Annotated in this window: 14 protein-coding genes; 4 read left to right on the top strand and 10 right to left on the bottom strand. The window is 69.3% G+C overall.

Annotated elements, in window-relative coordinates; all coding sequences use genetic code 11:
• Window positions 1–11: 11 nt before the first annotated feature.
• The 9 genes from hydA to QNJ30_22090 all read right to left on the bottom strand — a co-directional run bounded on the left by hydA (window position 12) and on the right by QNJ30_22090 (window position 9,591).
• Window positions 12–1,460, bottom strand: coding sequence for a dihydropyrimidinase (hydA, locus tag QNJ30_22050; GenBank protein MDJ0946140.1), 1,449 nt, complete (start codon window positions 1,458–1,460; stop codon window positions 12–14).
• Between the two features lie 97 nt (window positions 1,461–1,557).
• A complete protein-coding gene (locus QNJ30_22055) occupies window positions 1,558–2,055 on the bottom strand; it encodes a GNAT family N-acetyltransferase (GenBank protein MDJ0946141.1) in 498 nt (165 codons plus the stop codon).
• Between the two features lie 162 nt (window positions 2,056–2,217).
• The gene (locus tag QNJ30_22060; GenBank protein ID MDJ0946142.1) at window positions 2,218–3,222 is read right to left on the bottom strand and encodes an ABC transporter substrate-binding protein; all 1,005 of its coding nucleotides are present in this window, start codon (window positions 3,220–3,222) and stop codon (window positions 2,218–2,220) included.
• A 42-nt stretch (window positions 3,223–3,264) separates the two neighbouring features.
• Window positions 3,265–4,410: an ABC transporter permease gene (locus tag QNJ30_22065; protein MDJ0946143.1), complete on the bottom strand. Its 1,146-nt coding sequence runs from the start codon at window positions 4,408–4,410 to the stop codon at window positions 3,265–3,267.
• On the bottom strand, window positions 4,407–5,330 hold the full coding sequence (locus QNJ30_22070) for an ABC transporter permease (protein ID MDJ0946144.1): 924 nt from the start codon (window positions 5,328–5,330) through the stop codon (window positions 4,407–4,409). Before QNJ30_22070 ends, QNJ30_22065 begins: the two co-directional genes overlap by 4 nt.
• Window positions 5,320–6,162, bottom strand: coding sequence for an ABC transporter ATP-binding protein (locus tag QNJ30_22075; GenBank protein MDJ0946145.1), 843 nt, complete (start codon window positions 6,160–6,162; stop codon window positions 5,320–5,322). The genes QNJ30_22070 and QNJ30_22075 overlap by 11 nt, the downstream gene beginning before the upstream one ends.
• Window positions 6,163–6,349: 187 nt before the next feature.
• On the bottom strand, window positions 6,350–7,597 hold the full coding sequence (locus QNJ30_22080) for a Zn-dependent hydrolase (GenBank protein MDJ0946146.1): 1,248 nt from the start codon (window positions 7,595–7,597) through the stop codon (window positions 6,350–6,352).
• Between the two features lie 189 nt (window positions 7,598–7,786).
• Window positions 7,787–8,653, bottom strand: a complete 867-nt coding sequence (locus QNJ30_22085) for a nitrilase-related carbon-nitrogen hydrolase (protein MDJ0946147.1) — start codon at window positions 8,651–8,653, stop codon at window positions 7,787–7,789.
• A 344-nt stretch (window positions 8,654–8,997) separates the two neighbouring features.
• A complete protein-coding gene (locus tag QNJ30_22090; GenBank protein MDJ0946148.1) occupies window positions 8,998–9,591 on the bottom strand; it encodes a DNA polymerase III subunit epsilon in 594 nt (197 codons plus the stop codon).
• A 158-nt stretch (window positions 9,592–9,749) separates the two neighbouring features.
• Here QNJ30_22090 and QNJ30_22095 point away from each other — a divergent pair, with 158 nt between their 5' ends.
• From QNJ30_22095 to QNJ30_22110, 4 genes are all read left to right on the top strand, one after another.
• Complete coding sequence (locus tag QNJ30_22095) at window positions 9,750–11,939, top strand: adenylate/guanylate cyclase domain-containing protein (GenBank protein ID MDJ0946149.1); 2,190 nt, start codon at window positions 9,750–9,752, stop codon at window positions 11,937–11,939.
• 38 nt (window positions 11,940–11,977) lie between these two features.
• Window positions 11,978–13,483 carry an ABC transporter substrate-binding protein gene (locus QNJ30_22100; protein MDJ0946150.1) on the top strand — a complete coding sequence of 502 codons (1,506 nt, stop codon included), beginning with the start codon at window positions 11,978–11,980 and terminating at the stop codon, window positions 13,481–13,483.
• Window positions 13,484–13,647: 164 nt separating this feature from the next.
• Window positions 13,648–14,208 (top strand): RNA polymerase sigma factor, encoded by a 561-nt coding sequence (locus tag QNJ30_22105; GenBank protein MDJ0946151.1) that lies wholly within the window; start codon window positions 13,648–13,650, stop codon window positions 14,206–14,208.
• Window positions 14,201–16,195, top strand: a complete 1,995-nt coding sequence (locus tag QNJ30_22110; GenBank protein MDJ0946152.1) for a VWA domain-containing protein — start codon at window positions 14,201–14,203, stop codon at window positions 16,193–16,195. Before QNJ30_22105 ends, QNJ30_22110 begins: the two co-directional genes overlap by 8 nt.
• A gap of 185 nt (window positions 16,196–16,380) precedes the next feature.
• Here QNJ30_22110 and QNJ30_22115 read toward each other — a convergent pair whose 3' ends face one another.
• Complete coding sequence (locus QNJ30_22115) at window positions 16,381–17,661, bottom strand: amidohydrolase family protein (GenBank protein MDJ0946153.1); 1,281 nt, start codon at window positions 17,659–17,661, stop codon at window positions 16,381–16,383.
• Window positions 17,662–17,835 lie beyond the last annotated feature (174 nt).

Consider the following 17,835-nt stretch of genomic DNA (forward strand, 5'->3'; position numbering starts at 1 on the left):
CGGCCGGGGGCTCAGCCCGACATGCGGTCGACGGCGGTCGGCGCGTGGACCTCGGCCGAGCGGTTCACCGCGTCGTAGTAGGGCGCGAAGGTCGGCCGGTCGACGTAGCGGCCCTTGCCCTTCTCGGTGCGGATCTCGCCGTCCTGGTAGACCACCGCCCCCTGGCTGATGGTCACGGTGTTGATGCCCTTGACCGTCATGCCCTCGAAGATGTTGAAGTCGATGTTCTGGTGGTGGGTGTCCTTGGAGATGGTGCGCTCCTTCTCCGGGTCCCAGACCACCACGTCGGCGTCGGCGCCGACCGACAGCGAGCCCTTGCGCGGATAGATGTTGAAGATCTTGGCCGCGTTGGTCGAGGTGATGCCGACGAACTCGTTGACCGTCAGGCGGCCCGAATTGACCCCGTGGTGCCACAGGACGTGCATGCGGTCCTCGACCCCGCCGGTGCCGTTGGGGATCTGGGTGAAGTTGTTGTGGCCCATGCGCTTCTGCGGCGTGCAGAAGCAGCAGTGGTCGGTCGCCGTGGTCTGCAGCATGCCGGCCTGCAGGCCGCGCCACAGGGCCTCCTGGTGCTTCTTCGGCCGGAAGGGCGGGCTCATGACATGGTGCGCCGCGACGTCCCAGTCCGGGTTGCGGTAGACCGAGTCGTCGATCAGCAGGTGCCCGGCCAGAACCTCGCCGAAGACCCGCTGGCCCTCGTTGCGCGCCCGGGTGATCGCCTGCAGTGAGTCGTTGCAGGAGTTGTGGACGATGTAGAGCGGCACGTTCAGCACCTGGGCGATGCGGATCGCCCGGTCGGCGGCCTCGCCCTCGACCTCGGCCGGGCGCGACTGCGGATGGCCTTCCGGACCGGTGATGCCCTTCTCCAGCAGTTCCTTCTGCAGGTGCGCGACGAGCTCGCCGTTCTCGGCGTGGACGGTGCAGATCGCGCCCAGCTCGCGGGCCCGGCCGAAGGACTTCACCAGGATCTCGTCGTCGGCCATGATCGCGCCCTTGTACGCCATGAAGTGCTTGAAGGAATTGACCCCGTGGTCGCGGGTCAGGGTCCCCATGGCTTCGTGCACGGTCTCATCCCACCAGGTGATGGCGACGTGGAAGGAGTAGTCGGTGGCCGCCTTCTCGGCCCAGCCGCGCCAGGTGGTGTAGGCCTCCATGATGTCCTGCTGCGGATTGGGGATCACGAAGTCGATGATCATCGTGGTCCCGCCGACCGCACCGGCCGTGGTGCCGGAGAAGAAGTCCTCCGAGGCCACCGTGCCCATGAAGGGCAGCTCCATGTGGGTGTGCGGATCGATGCCGCCGGGCATGACGTAGCAGCCGCCGGCGTCGATCACCTCGGCCCCGGCCGGCGCATCGAGATTCACGCCGATGGCCGCGATCTTGTCGCCCTCGATCAGCAGGTCCGCCCGCTGCGAAAGGTCGGCGTTGACGACCGTGCCGCCTCGAACCAAGAGAGTCATCGTTCTTCTCCTTTGCTCTGCGCCCGCCCTTCCTCTGCTGTCATGCCCGGACTTGATCCGGGCATGACAGCGAGGCAAAGGCCGGACGCAATCATCACTATGCCACGTTCCCCTGTACCCCGATCCGCTTGATCAGCTCTTGCGCGAAGGGCGCGAAGCCGAAGCGGGCGTAGGCCGCCTCCGCCGAGACGTTCCCGGACTGGACCCCGACGATCATTTGCCGGTAGCCGCGTTCTACGGCGATCCGCTCGGCCTCAGCCATCAGCGCCTGCCCGAGGCCGCGGCCGCGGCAGTCCTCGCGGACGAAGAGCTCGTCGATGTAGGCGTAGGGCCGCAGCTCCTCGCGGACGTAGACCGGCGCGGTCGCGAAGGTGAGGATCAGGTGCCCGACCACCCGGCTCTCCGCCTCGGCGACCAACACGGCGCCGTCGCTCCGCGCGACCCGCGCCTCGGCGGCGGCCAGGGTGTCCTCGGCCCCCGCGCGATCGAGACGGCGGTTCCCGGTGATCGGCTCCTCGTGCAGATTCAGGAGCTGGGTCTGCTCGAGGAGCGCCTCGCGGTCCTCGTCCCGCGCCGGTCGGATCAGGAAGGTCATGATCCGCCGCCCGACCGGGATGCAGGCCCCTCACCCTCCCGCGACAAGGTCGCGGGCCCCTCCCTCTCCCTCGGGGAGAGGGATGAGAAGGCTTGGCGAGGCCTCTTGCCGAGCCCTAGCCGAAGCTGGGTGAGGGGCGCATGCATCACCGATCGCGCGTCCCTACATCGCCATGGCCTTGTCGATCACGGCGTGGGTCCAGGCGCCCTTGGGCGCCTCGGTGATCACCGGATCGGAGCCGCCGGACAGCAGAGTCTTGACCGTGCGCTCGTAGTCCGCCGGATCAAGCTTGCCGTCGGAGCCCTCGGTCAGCTTGTTGATCTCGCCCATCATGCGGATCTGGTGCTTCTCGGTCTGGGCGCCGGTGGCGTCGTTCTCGAGCACGATCAGGGCCGCCTCCTTGGGGTTCTCCCGGGCCCAGTCCCAGCCCTTCATCGAGGCCTTGACGAAGCGCGCCATGCGCTCGACGAAGGCCGCGTCGCTGAGCCGGTCCTCAAGCACGTAGAGGCCGTCCTCCAGGGTCGCGACGCCCTCGTCCTCGTACTTGAAGACCAGCAGTTCCTCGGCCGGGATCCCGGCGTCGATGACCTGCCAGTACTCGTTGTAGGTCATGGTCGAGATGCAGTCGGCCTGCTTCTGCAGCAGGGGATCGACGTTGAAGCCCTGCTTCAGGACCGTGACCCCCTCGCCGCCGCCCTTGGTCGGGATGCCGAGCTGAGACATCCAGGAGAGGAAGGGATACTCGTTGCCGAAGAACCAGACCCCCAGGGTCTTGCCCTTGAAGTCCGCGGCCGCCTTGATGCCGGTCTCCTTGCGGCAGGTCAGCATCATGCCCGAGCGCTTGAAGGGCTGGGCGATGTTGACCAGGCCGACGCCCTTCTCGCGCGAGGCCAGGGCCGAGGGCATCCAGTCGATGATCACGTCGGCGCCGCCGCCGGCGATCACCTGGGGCGGCGAGATGTCCGGGCCGCCCGGGTTGATGGTGACGTCGAGGCCGACCTCGTCGTAGAGGCCCTTGTCCTTGGCCACGTAGTAGCCGGCGAACTGGGCCTGGGTCACCCACTTGAGCTGCAGGGTCACCTTGTCGGCGGCCTGGGCCGAGACCGCGGCGAGCGCCAGGGCCCCGGCCGCGAGGGTCGTTACGAGTGTGGTTGCGCGTTTCTTCATCTGCTTTCTCCTTTGAGCCTCCCCCAAATTGCTTCGTTCCGGTCACCGCCTCTGGCGGTAGGAGGGGTGCCAGAAGGTGACGCCGCGCTCGGCCAGCGCCACCAGGCCGTAGAAGGCGGATCCCGCCAGGGCCGCCATGACGATCTCCGCCCAGACCATGTCGACGTTCATGCGCCCGACCTCGGTCGAGATCCGGAAGCCCATGCCGACGATGGGCGTGCCGAAGAACTCCGCCACGATGGCGCCGATCAGCGCCAAGGTCGAGTTGATCTTGAGGGCGTTGAAGATGAAGGGCATGGCCGCCGGCAGCCGCAGCTTAAAAAGGGTGTGCCAGTAGCCGGCGCCGTAGGACTGCATCAGATCCCGTTCCAGGGCGCCGGCGGCCGCCAGGCCGGTGACCGTGTTGACCAGCATCGGGAAGAAGGTCATGACCACGACCACCGCCGCCTTGGACTGCCAGTCGAAGCCGAACCACATGACCATGATCGGCGCGATGCCGACGATCGGCAGGGCCGAGACCAGGTTGCCCAGCGGCAGCAAGCCGCGCTGCAGGAAGGGCACCCGGTCGACCAGGATGGCGACCAGGAAGGCGCTGCCGCAGCCCAGGAGATAGCCGGAGAGCACCGCCTTTACGAAGGTCTGGTGGAAGTCGGCGGCCAGGATGTCGAGCGAGCCGGCGATGCGCTCGGCGATCATGCCGGGCGACGGCAGCAGGACCTGCGGCACGCCGAAGCCGACCGTCACCGCCTCCCAGAGGAAGACCAGCCAGAGCCCGAAGGCGGCCGGCACCAGCAGGTCGACGAGGCGCTGCAGCCGGCGGTCCAGGCTGCGGAACTCGGCGATCCCGTCGATCGCCCGCCAGGCCGCGGCCCAGAGCGCCAGGACCAGGAGCCAGAATCCGGGTCCGGCAACCCCGGCGAAGCCGCGGTTGTGCAGCAGATGCAGAGCCAGGCCCGACCCGAGAGTCACCAGGCCAAGCAGCATCAGGGTTGCCCAAGACACCGCCGGCCGCCTCCAGGCGAACCAGGCCGAGGTCACGATCAAGATCAGCAGATAGCCCGCGGCGATCGGAAACTGCCAGAGATACAGCGTCTCGCCCTCGGCCGCGCCCGGCCCCAGGGGTGCAAAGAGGGCGACAAGCGCCAGGAGCGCCGCCAGCGCCGTCCAGGGCTCGAAACGGCCGATCACGCCCGCCCTCCCATGCGCCGCAGCACCAGCCGCTCGCCGGCGCCGACCAGGGCGACCATGATCGCCGCCAGGAAGGCCGCGGTCAGCAGCGCCGACCAGATCTGGATCGTCTGGCCGTAGTAGGAGCCGGCCAGCAGCCGCGCGCCCAGCCCGGCCTGGGCGCCGGTCGGCAGCTCACCGACGATCGCGCCGACCAGGCTGATCGCGATCGCCACCTTGAGACTGGTGAAGAGGAAGGGCAGGGCGCTCGGCCAGCGCAGCATCCAGAAGGTCTGCCAGCGGCTGGCGCTGTAGGTCCGCATCAGGTCCATCTGCAGGGGGTCGGGCGAGCGCAGGCCCTTGACCATGCCGATGGTGACCGGGAAGAAGCAGAGGTAGGTCGAGATGATCGCCTTGGGCACCAGCCCCTTGAGCCCGATCGCGCCCAGCACCACCACGATCATCGGCGCGATCGCCAGGATCGGGATGGTCTGGGAGGAGATCACCCAGGGCATGAGGCTCTTGTCCAGGCTGCGCACGTGGACGATGCCGACCGCCAGCAGGATGCCGAGGCCGGTGCCGATCGCGAAGCCGAGCAGGGTCGAGGACAGGGTCACCCAGGAATGGAAGACCAGGCTGCGCTTGGAGGTGATCTTCTTGTCCAGGATGGTCGCCTTCATTTCGGCCAGCACCTGGTGCGGCGCCGGCAGCACCGGACGCTCCTGGGCCAGGGTCGCCGCGACCAGGTCGGCGTTGCTCCAGTCGAGCTTCTGGCGCTCGAAGGTATCGATCTGGAAGGGCACGTTCATAATGACCGCGCCGACGTACCAGAAGACCAGGATCGCCAGGACCACCACCGCGACCGGCCCGCTCCGCCCGGCGAAGAGCCGCGCCAGCAGGCCCGCACCCGAAGCCGGCGCGGCCAGGGCCTCAGTCGTCATAGCTGTGCCCCTGGCGCAGGCCCTCGCGAACCCGATGGGCGACCTCCAGGAAAGACGGGGTCTCGCGGATGTCCAGGGTGCGGTCGCGCGGGAAGTCGGTCTCGATCACGTCGATGATCCGCCCGGGACGCGGCGACATGACCACGATCTTGTTGGACAGGAAGACCGCCTCCGGGATCGAATGGGTGACGAAGACCACGGTCTTGGCGGTCTTCCCCCAGAGCTGCAGCAGCTGCTCGTTGAGGTGGTCGCGGACGATCTCGTCCAGGGCGCCGAAGGGCTCGTCCATCAGCAGAAGGTCGGGGTCGAAGCAGAGCGCCCGGGCGATGGAGGCGCGCTGCTGCATGCCGCCGGAGAGCTGCCAGGGGAACTTCTTCTCGAAGCCGCCCAGGTTGACCAGCTCCAGGTAGCGCTTGGCCCGCGCCCGGCGCTCGGCCTTGGGCACGCCCATGATCTCCAGCGGCAGGGTGACGTTGCGCTCGATGCTGCGCCAGGGATAGAGCGCCGGCGCCTGGAAGACATAGCCGTAGATCCGCCGCAGCCGCGCCTCCTCGGGCGAAACGCCTTCGACCGTGATGCTGCCCTCGCTCGGCCGTTCCAGGTCGGCGATGACCCGCAGCAGGGTGGTCTTGCCGCAGCCCGAGGGCCCGATGAAGGAGACGAAGTCGCCCTGGCAGATCTGCAGGTTCACCTGCGACAGGGCATAGACCGGCCCGTCCGCGGTCTCGAAGGTGAGCGACAGCTCCCGCGCCTCGACCACCCAGGGCGCGGTCCCGGGCGCCGCGCTGTCCGGCGCCTGCGCCGCCTCGCTCTTGACCGGCAAAGACGTCATCGCCCCGCTTCCGGCTCTCTCGTTCTGTTGCCAACGCGATGGTCTGGCGACCCCAACCTCACTCTTGCCACCCCCAGCTGTCATGCCCGGACTTGATCCGGGCATCCATGGCGCCGCTTGCTAGATGGATCCCCGGGTCGAGCCCAGGGATGACAGCGGTGAGGGTGGCCGACATCCCGCGCATCCCTCAGTTGGCCCGCCCCGCCTTCTCCAGCATCGCCCGCAGCAGGACCTCGCCGCCGGCGGTGATCCATTCCGGCTTGGCGTCCTCGATCTCGTTGTGGCTGATGCCGTCGATGCAGGGCACGAAGATCATCGAGGTCGGCGCCACCTTCGCCAGGTAACAGGCGTCGTGCCCGGCGCCCGAGACGATGTCGCGCAGGGCATAGCCGCAGTCTTCGGCGCCCTTGCGCACGGCGGCGACGCAGGATTCCTCGAAGGGCACCGGCGCGTAGTAGAAGATCTGCTCCAGATCCATCTCCAGGCCGATGTCCTTGGCGATCTTCTCGACGCCCTCGCGAAAGGCCGCATCCATCCGGGCGAGCACCTCGTCCTCGGGGTGGCGGAAGTCGATGGTCACGAAGACCCGGCCAGGGATCACGTTGCGCGAGTTGGGATGCACGTTCAGCATGCCGCAGGTCGCGCAGGCCAGGGGCGCGTTGTCCAGGCCGATGCGGTTGACCAGCTCGACCACCCGCGCCGCGCCCAGGAGGGCGTCCTTGCGCCGGTCCATCGGGGTCGGCCCGGCGTGGGACTCGACCCCGGTCAGGGTCAGCTCGTACCAGCGCTGGCCCTGGGCGTCGGTGACCACGCCGATGGTCTTGTCCTCGGCCTCCAGGATCGGGCCCTGCTCGATGTGCGCCTCGAAGTAGGCGTGGACCTCGCGGCCGCCGACCTCCTCGGGCCCGTCGTAGCCGATGCGCGCCAGCTCCTCGCCCATGGTCTTGCCGTCCTGGTCGGCCCGCGACAGGCCGTACTCCAGGTCGAAGACCCCGCCGAAGACGCCGGAGGAGACCATGGCCGGGGCGAAGCGCGAGCCCTCCTCGTTGGTCCAGACCACGACCTCGACCGGGCGCTCGGTCTCGTAGCCCAGGTCGTTGAGGCTGCGCACCACCTCGAGCCCGGCCAGGACTCCGAAGACGCCGTCGAAGCGGCCGCCGGTCGGCTGGGTGTCCAGGTGGCTGCCGGTCATGACCGGGGCCAGGCCGTCGTCGCGCCCGGCCCGGCGGGCGAAGATGTTGCCCATCTTGTCGACCTTGATGCTGCAGCCGGCCTCCTGGCACCAGCGCACGAAGAGGTCGCGGCCCTGCTTGTCCAGGTCGGTCAGCGCCAGGCGGCAGTTGCCGCCCTTCTCGGTCGCGCCGATCTTGGCCATCTCCATGATGCTGTCCCAGAGCCGCTTGCCGTCGATCCCCAGGTTGCGCGTTTCCGCCATGGAACCCTCCCGCTCGTGGTCAGCCCGTCGTCGGCGTGCACCGCAGCTCCGTCCTCACGTCCTCGACTGTCATGCCCGGACTTGATCCGGGCATCCATGGCGCCAGCGGCACGATGGATCCCCGGGTCGAGCCCGGGGATGACAGTGGAGAGAACGGCGAGAGCAGTGCGCGCATCGGCACCCGGCACCTCAGTTCAAGTCCAGCAGCACGTCGTAGGTCTCCGGCCGGCGGTCGCGGAAGAACTGCCAGGTGTTCCGCACCTCGCGGACCATCTCCATGTCCATCTCGTGGACCAGCAGCTCGTCCCGGTCGCGGCTCGCCTCGGCCTCGATCTGGCCGCGCGGGTTGACGAAGTAGCTCTGGCCGTAGAACTCGCCGATGTTCCAGGGCGCCTCGGTGCCGATCCGGTTGATCGCCCCGATGTAGACCCCGTTGGCCACCGCCGAGGCTGGCTGCTCCAGCTTCCAAAGGTACTCGGACAGCCCGGCGACCGTCGCCGAGGGGTTGACGATGTACTCGGCGCCCTGCAAGGCCAGCGCCCGCCAGCCCTCCGGGAAGTGCCGGTCGTAGCAGATGTAGACCCCCAGCCGGCAGGCCCCGGTCTCGAAGACCGGCCAGTCCGAAGCGCCAGGCTTGAAGAAGAACTTCTCCCAGAAGCCGGCGACGTGCGGGATGTGGGTCTTGCGGTACTTGCCCAGGTAGGTCCCGTCGCCGTCGATCACCGCCGCAGTGTTGTAGTAGACCCCGGTCATCTCCTCCTCGTAGATCGGGACCACGATGACCATGCCGTGCTTTTTGGCGTACTCCTGCATCAGGCGCGTGGTGTGGCCGTCGGGGATGGACTCGGCGGCGGCGTACCACTTGGCGTCCTGGCTCGGGCAGAAGTAGGGCTGGGTGAAGACCTCTTGGAAGCAGAGCACCTGCACGCCCTGCCGGCCGGCCTCGTCGATCAGCGGGAGATGCGCCTCCAGCATGGCGTCCCGGATCGCCTCGGGACTCATCGAGGTGTCGCCCTTCAAGGCCATCTGGATCAGGCCACCCTTCAGCTTCGCCATGAGATCTCTCCCAAGAACTCCGTCGTCACGTCACCGCGGCCGCGCGGCAAAGGCGCAGCCTCGCCGGGGTGGCACGGACGTCTTGGCAGATAGGATTGCGGGCTTCGGCAGCGCGGCGGTCAACGGGCGCCCGATGCCTCATTGTGCGACGCCGCGAAACCAGCGGCGATTCCCTGATCTCTCCCTGCCGTCGGTCGCTTGCGACCTTGTCGTCCTTGGCCCTTGCCCGGGCGGTCTTCAGGCCTAAGGACCGATCATATCAGCCCTTTCGGCAGCTGCATCGACTATAATAAAATTGACCAAATGGTCAAGATCGCTGCGTCCGAGCGGTCCCCGTCACCCGCTCATCCGGCCCAGAGTTCCTTGAGCCGCCGGCGGCCGAAGAAGTAGAGCGCGGCATGGCCGCGGGCGTCGTCCAGCGGCTTGTGCGAATGCGCGAAGCCGCCCAGGAACTCGGGCGGGTAGTCCGGCCGGGTCTCGGAATAGGGCAGCCCCAGGGCGGCCTGCACGAAGCTCGGGATGTCGATGCCCGGACCGGCAAAGGGCGAGGATCCCGGAAAGGGGCCTTCGAAGACCCGCAGGTCGGCGAAGCGGCGCAGGTACCAGTCGAGCCAGAGCCCGTCGAGCATCAGCGGGTGGGCCGCAAGCACGCAGGGGCCCGGCAGCGCCGCCAGCCAGTCGACGAAGTCCGCCATCACGGTCGCCGGCGCCTGGGGATCGGCCGTGATGTGCGCCCAGGCCTCCCCCTGGCCCTGCCACCACGCGGCGATCTCCGGCGCTGGCGCGGCGCCGGGCAGGGGCGCCAAGTTCCGCTCGAAGGCGGCGATCTCCGCGCCGGTCTCGCGACAGGCACAGCAGGCGAGGCTCAGCATGGAGTTCTCGCCCGGCGTCGGGCCGTCGAGCTCGACGTCGATGACGCAGTAGGTCAAGTCGTTCATGGTCCTGGCTCGCCGATTTCCCTAATCCGCCCGCAGAAGCGCAGCATAGCAGGCCGACGCCCCGGGTGCCCTGCCTTCGGGACGACGCCGGGCGCCGGGCTTCCGCCGCCCGTCGCAAGCTCGTAGACTGCGCGTCCACAACGGCGACGAGAGGGCGGATGGCGGTCGAGCGGGCTTTTCGAGCAGGTCGGATCCGCCTTCATGTCGGCATCGCCGCTGTCTTCGTGGTCATCGTCGCCGCGCTGACCGCGGGGATCATCTGGAACAACCATCGGCAGGCCTCTGCCGCCGCCTTGCAGACGGCCGATCAGCTCTTCACGGAGATCGCCAGGAACGCCGACGAGCGCATGAACCGGCTGCTCGGTGCGGTCAAGGCGACGGTCGACGCCGCCTCGGCGATGCCGAGCCTCTCCGCCCGGCCGCGCTACGACGGTCTTTCTCATGCCGCCCTGGAGACCATGCTGCGGATGATCGAGACCCAGCCCTACGTGTTCTCGGTCTTCGTCGGCTTCGGGTCCGGGGACTGGATCCAGGTCGTCGCGCCGCGGGACGACCCCGACATCCTGGCGACTTTCCAAGCCCCGCCGGAGACGCACTTCATCGTCCGCACCATCAGCACGGACCGGAACGATCGGCGCCGGGAGTATTTTCGCTACCTCGATCACCGCCGCCACGTCTTCGACGCGCGGAGCGAGGCCGAGCCGAGCTACGATCCGCGAGGCCGCGATTGGTACCAAAGCGCCCTCGCCGGCGAGCAGGCCTATTTCACCGACCCCTACGTCTTCTTCGCCCTGCACAAGCCCGGAATCACCGGCTCGCGCCGCCTGATCGGCGGCGGCGGCGTGGTCGGCATCGCGGTCACCTTGGCGAGCTTCGCGGATTTCCTGTCGGCGCAGGCGGCCTCTCCAAACGCCGCGGCCTTCCTCTTCAACGCCAAGGGCGAGGTCCTGGCCCATCAGGATCCGACGCTGGCGGCGCCGATCGTCAAGGAGGGCGAGGCGGGCAAGCCGGACCGCGCCGTTCTGCGCCGGGCCGAGAACATCGTCGACCCGATCGTGGAGGCCGTGCTCGGGCGGGGCGCGGACGGGAGAACCGGCCTTTCGGGCATGGCACGCCTCCAGGTCGAGGGCCAGACCCACCTGCTGCGCGTCGCTGCGGTGGGCCGGCAGCTCGGCCTCGACCAGCACATCGCGATCGCAGCCCCCCTTTCGGACTTCGACCGGCACATCGTGGAGATGCAGCAGCGTAGCATCGTCGCGTCCCTGCTCGCCCTGGCGGTCGCCCTGCCGCTGATCTACCTCATCGCCCGGCGCATCGCCGCCAAGCTGGCCGAACTCGCCGGCGAGGCCGACAAGATCCGCAGCTTCGACCTCGACGGACCGGTGGCGGTGGAGTCCCGCTTCATCGAGGTCCACGAGCTGGCCCAAGCCTTCGGTGCGATGAAGCAGGCCCTCGCCGTCTTCGGCCGCTACGTACCCAAGGCACTGGTGCGTCAGATCGTCCAATCGGGCACGACGCCCGAGCTGGGCGGCCAGCGCCGGGAGATCACCGTGCTCTTCACCGATATCTCGGGCTACACCCGGATCGCCGAGGACACCGAGCCGGAAGACCTGATGCTGCGCACCTCCGCGTACTTCGAGGCCCTGGGCGCGGTCCTTTCGGAGCACCACGGCGTCGTCGACAAGTACATTGGCGACGCCATCATGGCGCTCTGGAACGCGCCCAGCCGCGACGAGGACCACGTCGCCCACGCCTGCGCGGCGGTCCTCGCCGGCCGCGCGGTCAGCCGGGCGCTGGCCGAGCGCTGGCAGGAACGTTCGATCCCGGCCTTCGGCACCCGCTTCGGCCTGCATTGCGGCGAGGCGGTGGTCGGCAACGTCGGCGGCGCCGACCGCATCAACTTCACCGCCGTCGGGGGCACCATCAACCTGGCCGCCCGCCTGGAAGCCCTCAACAAGCTTTACGGCACCGAGGTCCTGGTCTCAGAGGCGGTCGCCGCGCGCGCCGGCGAGGGTTTCCTGCTGCGCCGCCTGGACCGGGTGCAGCCGGTCGGCGTCGTCCGGCCCAGCGAGGTCTACGAGCTGATGGCGGCGCGGCCCGGCCTGACCGCGCTGCCGGCCGGACTGGAGGCGAGCGCCGAGCAGCTCGAGCTCCATGGCCTCTGGACTCCGGCCGAGGCGGCCTACGCCGCGCGGGACTGGCCGGCCGCCCGGGCCGCTTTCGAGGCGGTGCTGCGCCGCTTCCCCGGGGACCCGCCGGCCCGCGTCCTGGCCGAGCGCTGTCGCGGCTTCGTCGCGCGGCCGCCCGATCCGGACTGGGACGGCGTGACCCGCCTCAGCCGGAAGTAAGGCGGCCGCGCATGTCTCCCGACCGGCGTCGCAGATCGATGGGTATCGCCCTCGCCGCCGCCGTGCTGCTCGCTTTCGCGCGGCCCCCGGCCGCTGCCGAGCTTCGGGTCGGCTACCCCTCGGACCTGGTGAGCGAGGATCCCGCCGGCTACCGCGACCGCTGGACCGAGATCCTCCTGAACAACGTCTTCGACGGGCTGCTGACCCGCGATCCCGCGATGCGGCTGGTCCCCGAGCTCAGCGAATCCTGGTCGCAGGTCGGGCCCCAGACCTACGAGTTCCGCCTCCGCGACGGCGTCCGGCTGCACGACGGCCGCAGGCTGACCGCGGCGGACGTGGTCTTCAGCTTCGAGCGCCTGATCGAGCCCGGCGCCCTGGACGGCCGCAGCAGCCCCCGGAAGGCGCTGCTGGGCCCGCTCGCCTCGGTGACCGCGGTCGATCCCCTGACCCTCCGCTTCGAGCTGGAGACGCCCTGGCCGATCTTCCCGGCCATGCTGCCCTTCCAGCAGGTCGTCGCAACCGGCGCGGACGGCGGCCTGGTCGGCTCCGGCCCCTTCCGGCTGGTCGAGCGCGTCCCCGGCGAGGCGGTCGTCTTCGAGCGGCACGCCGCCTACTTCGGTGGCGCGACCGAGATTCCGCCGGTCGGGCCGGCCTGCGTGGAGCGCCTGGTCGTCGACATCGTGCCCGGCAACGAGTCCCGCGTGGCGGGACTCATGGCCGGGGACTTCGACCTCGTGGTCAACGTCCAGCCCCATTCGATCCCCGCCCTCGAGCGCCATCCCCGGACCGAGGTGCGCCTCGTCGACGGCACCCGGTCCTTCTTCATCGCCCTGAACACGCGCACGCCGCCCTTCGACGACCGGCGGGTCCGCCTGGCCGTCGCCCATGCCATCGACCGCGAGGCGCTGATCGCGGCCCACCTCGGCGGCAAGGCGGCCTTGATCGACGGCATCCTGGGCCCCCGGACCTTCGGCAAGAACCGGCACCTGCCCCGCCGCGGCCACGATCCCGGGCAGGCCCGCGCGCTCCTCGCCGAGGCCGGCTATCCCGAGGGCCTCGACGTCGCGCTGGACGTGACCCGGCCGCTCTTCCCGCTGGCCGAGTCGATCGCGGTGCAGCTCGCCGAGGCGGGCATCCGGGCCGAGACGCTGGTCGGCACGGCCGCCGGGATTGGCCGGAGATGGCGGGACCGAGGCGGCGCCGGGATCGGCGAAAGGATGTGGCTGAGGTCCTGGGGCGGTGCCGCCCTCGACCCGGTCGGGATCTTCGACGCCACCCACCGCACGGGCGGCCGCGGCAACGCCGCGGGCTACAGCAACCGCCGCCTGGACGCCCTGCTCGACGCCGCGGCCAGCGAGCTCGACCGCACCCAGCGCGCCGGGCTCTACCGCCAGGCCGAGGCCGTCGCCAGCCGCGATCTGCCCTACGTCTACCTCTGGGTCCCGCAGGAGGTCTACGGCGTCTCCAAGCGCCTGCGCGGCTTCGCCGCCGCCCCCGACGGCCGGCTCAACCTGCAGGACGTCTGCCTCGAGGGCGATGGTTGAGGGACCCGGGGCCGCCCTCGGGGCCCGGATGGTTAAGGAATCGTCGAAGTCTGCGCCCGGATTTCTGCCTTGATCCTACATCAAGTTTTTTCTTCCAAGGATTGCCGCGGCGCGGTCGTCTCATTCTCATGACCGCAGGCCGGAGGGGGTGCCGAAAGGGCCGGATGACGGAAGCGTCAGAGACAAAGCTGATCCGACGCGCGCAGGAGGGCGACGGCGATGCCTTCGAGGCCCTTTTGCGTCTGCACTACGACACGATGTATCGCATGGCCTATAGATGGTGCGGGAACCAAACGGATGCCCAGGACATCACCCAGAGCGCCTGCATCAAGCTGGCGCGGGCGATCGGCTCCTTCGGCTTCCGCTCGACCTTCACGACCTGGCTCTATCCGCTGGTGATCAACACCGCCAAGGACTGGGCGCGCAGCCGAGCCCGCCAAGGGGGCGCCGGGGCTGGCGACGGCTTGAACCCGGGGCCGGCCGAGGCGCCGACCCTCGAAGGGCCGATGGCCGAGCAGGCGGTCTACGCCCGCCAGGTCCTCGACCACATCCGGGCCTTGCCCGAGCGCGAGCGCGAGGCGGTCTTCCTGGTCTTCGGCGAGGGCCTGAGCCACCGCGAGGCGGCCACGGTCATGGCCTGCAAGGAGAGCACGGTGTCCTGGTACATCCACGAGGCGCGCAAGAAGCTGCAGCCCTTGCGCGAGGAGGAACGTCGCCATGGATGAACGGCAGCTGAAGGAGATGCTCTCCACCCAGGCCATCCCGCCGGCCGAGGAGAACGCGCGCAAGGAAGCCATCAACCTGGCCCGCGCCGCCTTCGACCGGGCACAGAGCGAAGCGAAACAAAGCCGCCAAGGAACCGGCCTTCTGGGCCGTCTCATGGGTCGTGATCAAAAGCGATCGAAAGGACGACCCATGGCATTGAAGCGCATCTACTGGGGCCTCGGCGGCGGTACGACCGCAATGCTTGTTCTCGTCAGCGTCACGGCGGTGATCCTGTTTTCGGAGGTGAGCGACAAGGAGCCGCTGAACTCCAGGTTGACATCCGTCACCGTGCCGCAGGCGCCGCCGCCCAGGTCCGTCGCCACACCCAACGTCGCGGCGCCACTGGCCGACCCGCCGGTTGCGGCGAAGCGAGAGCCGAAAGCGGCCGAAGCGCCGGCCGCGGCGACCTCAGTGCGGAGGCAGCCCCTCGGCGCCAGCGTCCCGCCGCAGGGATACGCTCGGATCGACCCCGCCCCGATCGATCAGCCGCAACAGCGTTACCAGGACGTCGGCCGCGATCAGTTCGAGTCGGTGGCCGAGAACCCGGTCCGGCGGGTCGCCGAGGACCCGGTCTCGGCCTTCTCGATCGACGTCGACACGGCCTCCTACGCCTTCGTGCGGCGCGAGCTGAACCGCGGCGTGCTGCCGCAGAAGGACGCCGTGCGCATCGAGGAGCTGATCAACTACTTCGACTACGCTTATCCCCTGCCGGCCGAGCGGACCCGGCCCTTCGCGCCCAGCGTCACCGTGACGCCCAGCCCCTGGAAGGCGGGCAACAAGCTGATCCACATCGGCATCAAGGGCTACGACCTCGATCCCGCGGAGAAGCCGCGCAGCAACCTGGTCTTCCTGCTCGACGTGTCGGGCTCGATGAACGCGCCCGACAAGCTGCCGCTGATGGTGAACTCCATGAAGCTGCTGCTCGACGGCCTGGCGCCCGAGGACACGGTGGCCATCGTCACCTATGCCGGCAACGCGGGCACGGTGCTGGAGCCAACCGCGGTCGCCGAGCGCCACAAGATCCTGGGCGCCCTGGACCGGCTGCGCTCCCGCGGCTCGACCGCGGGCGCCGAGGGCATCCGCCAGGCCTATGCCCTGGCAGAGTCGGGCTTCGATCCCGAGGCGGTCAACCGGGTGATCCTGGCCACGGACGGCGACTTCAACGTCGGCATCACCGACCGCGAGGAGCTCAAGGGCTTCATCGAGCGCAAGCGCGAGAGCGGCGTCTTCCTCTCGGTGCTGGGCTTCGGCCAGGGCAACCTCAACGACCACCTGATGCAGACCCTGGCCCAGAACGGCAACGGCGTGGCCGCCCACATCGACACCCTGAACGAGGCCCGCAAGGTCCTGGTCGAGGAGGCCGCCGCGGCGCTCTTCCCGATCGCCAAGGACGTCAAGATCCAGGTCGAGTTCAACTCCCGGACCGTCGCCGAGTACCGCCTGATCGGCTACGAGACCCGGGCCCTCAAGCGCGAGGACTTCGCCAACGACCGGGTCGACGCCGGTGACATCGGCGCCGGCCACACGGTGACCGTGATCTACGAGATCACCCCGGTCGGCAGCGGCAACGAGCTGATCGCGCCGAGCCGCTACCAAGGCGAGTCCCCGGCCCGCGAGACTCAGTTCGCCGAGGAGTACGCCTTCCTCAAGATCCGCTACAAGCTGCCCGACCAGGACACCTCGTCCCTGATCACCACGCCGATCACCATCGACCTGGAAAGCGAGCTGGACGCCCCCGATACCCGCGCCCGCGAGGCCCGCTTCGCCACCGCGGTCGCCGGCTTCGGTCAGCTCCTCAAGGGCGGCACCTACACCGGGTCCTTCGGCTACGACGAGGTCATCGCCCTGGCCCAGGGCGCCAGGGGCGAAGACCCCTTCGGCTACCGCGCCGAGTTCCTCAACCTGGTCCGCCTCGCCCGCAGCGCCGCGGCGTTGCCCCGGGACTGAGGCGCCCACCCCTCACCCTCCAACCGCCTTGCGGCGGCGGGTCCCTCCGTCTCCCGGCGGGAGAGGGGTACAAAAGACGCCACCGCAAAACCCCTCTCCCGCCGGGAGAGGGCTGCGGAGGCTTGGCGAGGCGATCCGCCGAGCCTTAGCCGAAGCTGGGTGAGGGGGAAGCCATAGCCGCCCCGTCACACCGCCGGCGCGCAGGGGTCGAAGCTCTCGGTCTCGCCGCCGAGACTGAGCTCGACCCGCTGGGGCGCGCAGCGGGCGATGACCTTGCCGGCGCGCAGGACGAAGAGCCGCGGCGGCTTGAGGCGCAGGGCCTCGATCGGGTCGCGGCACTGCAGGACCACCAGGTCGGCGCGGCAGCCGGGCTCGAGGCCGTAGCCCTCCAGGCCCAGGACCCGGGCGCCGGTCGCGGTCACCGCGTCGAAGCAGGTCCGCATCTCGGCCCGCCCGGTCATCAGCCCGACGTGCAGGCCCATGTGCGCGACCTCCAGCATGTCGTGGCTGCCCAGGCTGTACCAGGGGTCCATGACGCAGTCGTGGCCGAAGGCGACGTCCAGGCCGGCGGCGGCCAGCTCCTTGACCCGGGTCATGCCGCGCCGCTTGGGGTAGGTGTCGTGGCGGCCCTGGATGGTGATATTGATCAGCGGGTTGGCCACGACCTTCAGCTCCGCCTCGGCCATCAGCGGGATCAGCTTGGAGACGTAGTAGTTGTCCATGGAATGCATGGAGGTCAGGTGCGAGCCGGTCACCCGCCCCTGCAGGCCGAGGCGCCGGGTCTCGAAGGCCAGGCTCTCGACGTGGCGGGAGTTGGGGTCGTCGGTCTCGTCGCAGTGCATGTCGACCGGCAGGCCGCGTGCGGCGGCGATCTCGCAGAGCTGGCGCACCGACTCCGCGCCCTCGGCCATGGTCCGCTCGAAGTGCGGGATGCCGCCGACCACCTCGACCCCGAGGTCGAGGGCGCGCAGCAGGTTCTCCCGTGCCTCGGGCGATCGGAGAAAGCCGTCCTGCGGGAAAGCCACGAGCTGCAGGTCCAGGTAGGGCGCCATCTCGCGCTTGACCGCCAGCAGGGCCTCGACCGCGAGCAGCCGGCTATCTGAGATGTCGACGTGGCTGCGGATCGCCAGGGTGCCGCGGGCGAGCGACAGCCGGCAGAGCCTGAGCGCCCGTGCCACGATCGCTTCGGCGGTCAGGTCTGGCTTGAGCTCGGCCCAGAGCGCGATGCCCTCTAGCAAGGTGCCGCTCTCGTTCACCCGCGGCATCCCGTAGGTCAGGGTCGCATCCATGTGGAAATGGCTGTCGACGAAGGGTGCCGTCACCAGGTGCCCGCCGGCGTCGATCTCCTCGGCCGCCTGCCCGCCGATCTGCGGCCCAACCTCGGCGATCCGCCCGTCCTTCACCGCGATATCGACCGCCTCGCCGCCGTCCGGCAGCCGCGCGTCGCGCAGAATCAGATCCAGCATACCGGCTCCTCCTCAGGCCTGGCGTTACTACTGCGTCACTTGGTTCCCACTATCTGTCATGCCCGGACTTGATCCGGGCATCCATCGTGCAACCGGCTCCATGGATGGCCGGGTCAAGCCCGGCCATGACAGCCGGTGTGACAACAAGGGAACCTGGGATCCAAACTTCTGCAT

This window comes from Kiloniellales bacterium (assembly GCA_030066685.1).
In the GTDB taxonomy this organism is placed as follows: domain Bacteria; phylum Pseudomonadota; class Alphaproteobacteria; order Kiloniellales; family JAKSBE01; genus JAKSBE01.

Excerpts from the sequence above, each read along its gene's own strand:
- hydA (MDJ0946140.1), bottom strand. The coding sequence starts at position 1,460 with ATGACTCTCTTGGTTCGAGGCGGCACGGTCGTCAACGCCGACCTTTCG.
- QNJ30_22055 (MDJ0946141.1), bottom strand. The coding sequence starts at position 2,055 with ATGACCTTCCTGATCCGACCGGCGCGGGACGAGGACCGCGAGGCGCTC.
- QNJ30_22060 (MDJ0946142.1), bottom strand. The coding sequence starts at position 3,222 with ATGAAGAAACGCGCAACCACACTCGTAACGACCCTCGCGGCCGGGGCC.
- QNJ30_22070 (MDJ0946144.1), bottom strand. The coding sequence starts at position 5,330 with ATGACGACTGAGGCCCTGGCCGCGCCGGCTTCGGGTGCGGGCCTGCTG.
- QNJ30_22075 (MDJ0946145.1), bottom strand. The coding sequence starts at position 6,162 with ATGACGTCTTTGCCGGTCAAGAGCGAGGCGGCGCAGGCGCCGGACAGC.
- QNJ30_22080 (MDJ0946146.1), bottom strand. The coding sequence starts at position 7,597 with ATGGCGGAAACGCGCAACCTGGGGATCGACGGCAAGCGGCTCTGGGAC.
- QNJ30_22085 (MDJ0946147.1), bottom strand. The coding sequence starts at position 8,653 with ATGGCGAAGCTGAAGGGTGGCCTGATCCAGATGGCCTTGAAGGGCGAC.
- QNJ30_22090 (MDJ0946148.1), bottom strand. The coding sequence starts at position 9,591 with ATGAACGACTTGACCTACTGCGTCATCGACGTCGAGCTCGACGGCCCG.
- QNJ30_22095 (MDJ0946149.1), top strand. The coding sequence starts at position 9,750 with ATGGCGGTCGAGCGGGCTTTTCGAGCAGGTCGGATCCGCCTTCATGTC.
- QNJ30_22100 (MDJ0946150.1), top strand. The coding sequence starts at position 11,978 with ATGGGTATCGCCCTCGCCGCCGCCGTGCTGCTCGCTTTCGCGCGGCCC.
- QNJ30_22105 (MDJ0946151.1), top strand. The coding sequence starts at position 13,648 with ATGACGGAAGCGTCAGAGACAAAGCTGATCCGACGCGCGCAGGAGGGC.
- QNJ30_22110 (MDJ0946152.1), top strand. The coding sequence starts at position 14,201 with ATGGATGAACGGCAGCTGAAGGAGATGCTCTCCACCCAGGCCATCCCG.
- QNJ30_22115 (MDJ0946153.1), bottom strand. The coding sequence starts at position 17,661 with ATGCTGGATCTGATTCTGCGCGACGCGCGGCTGCCGGACGGCGGCGAG.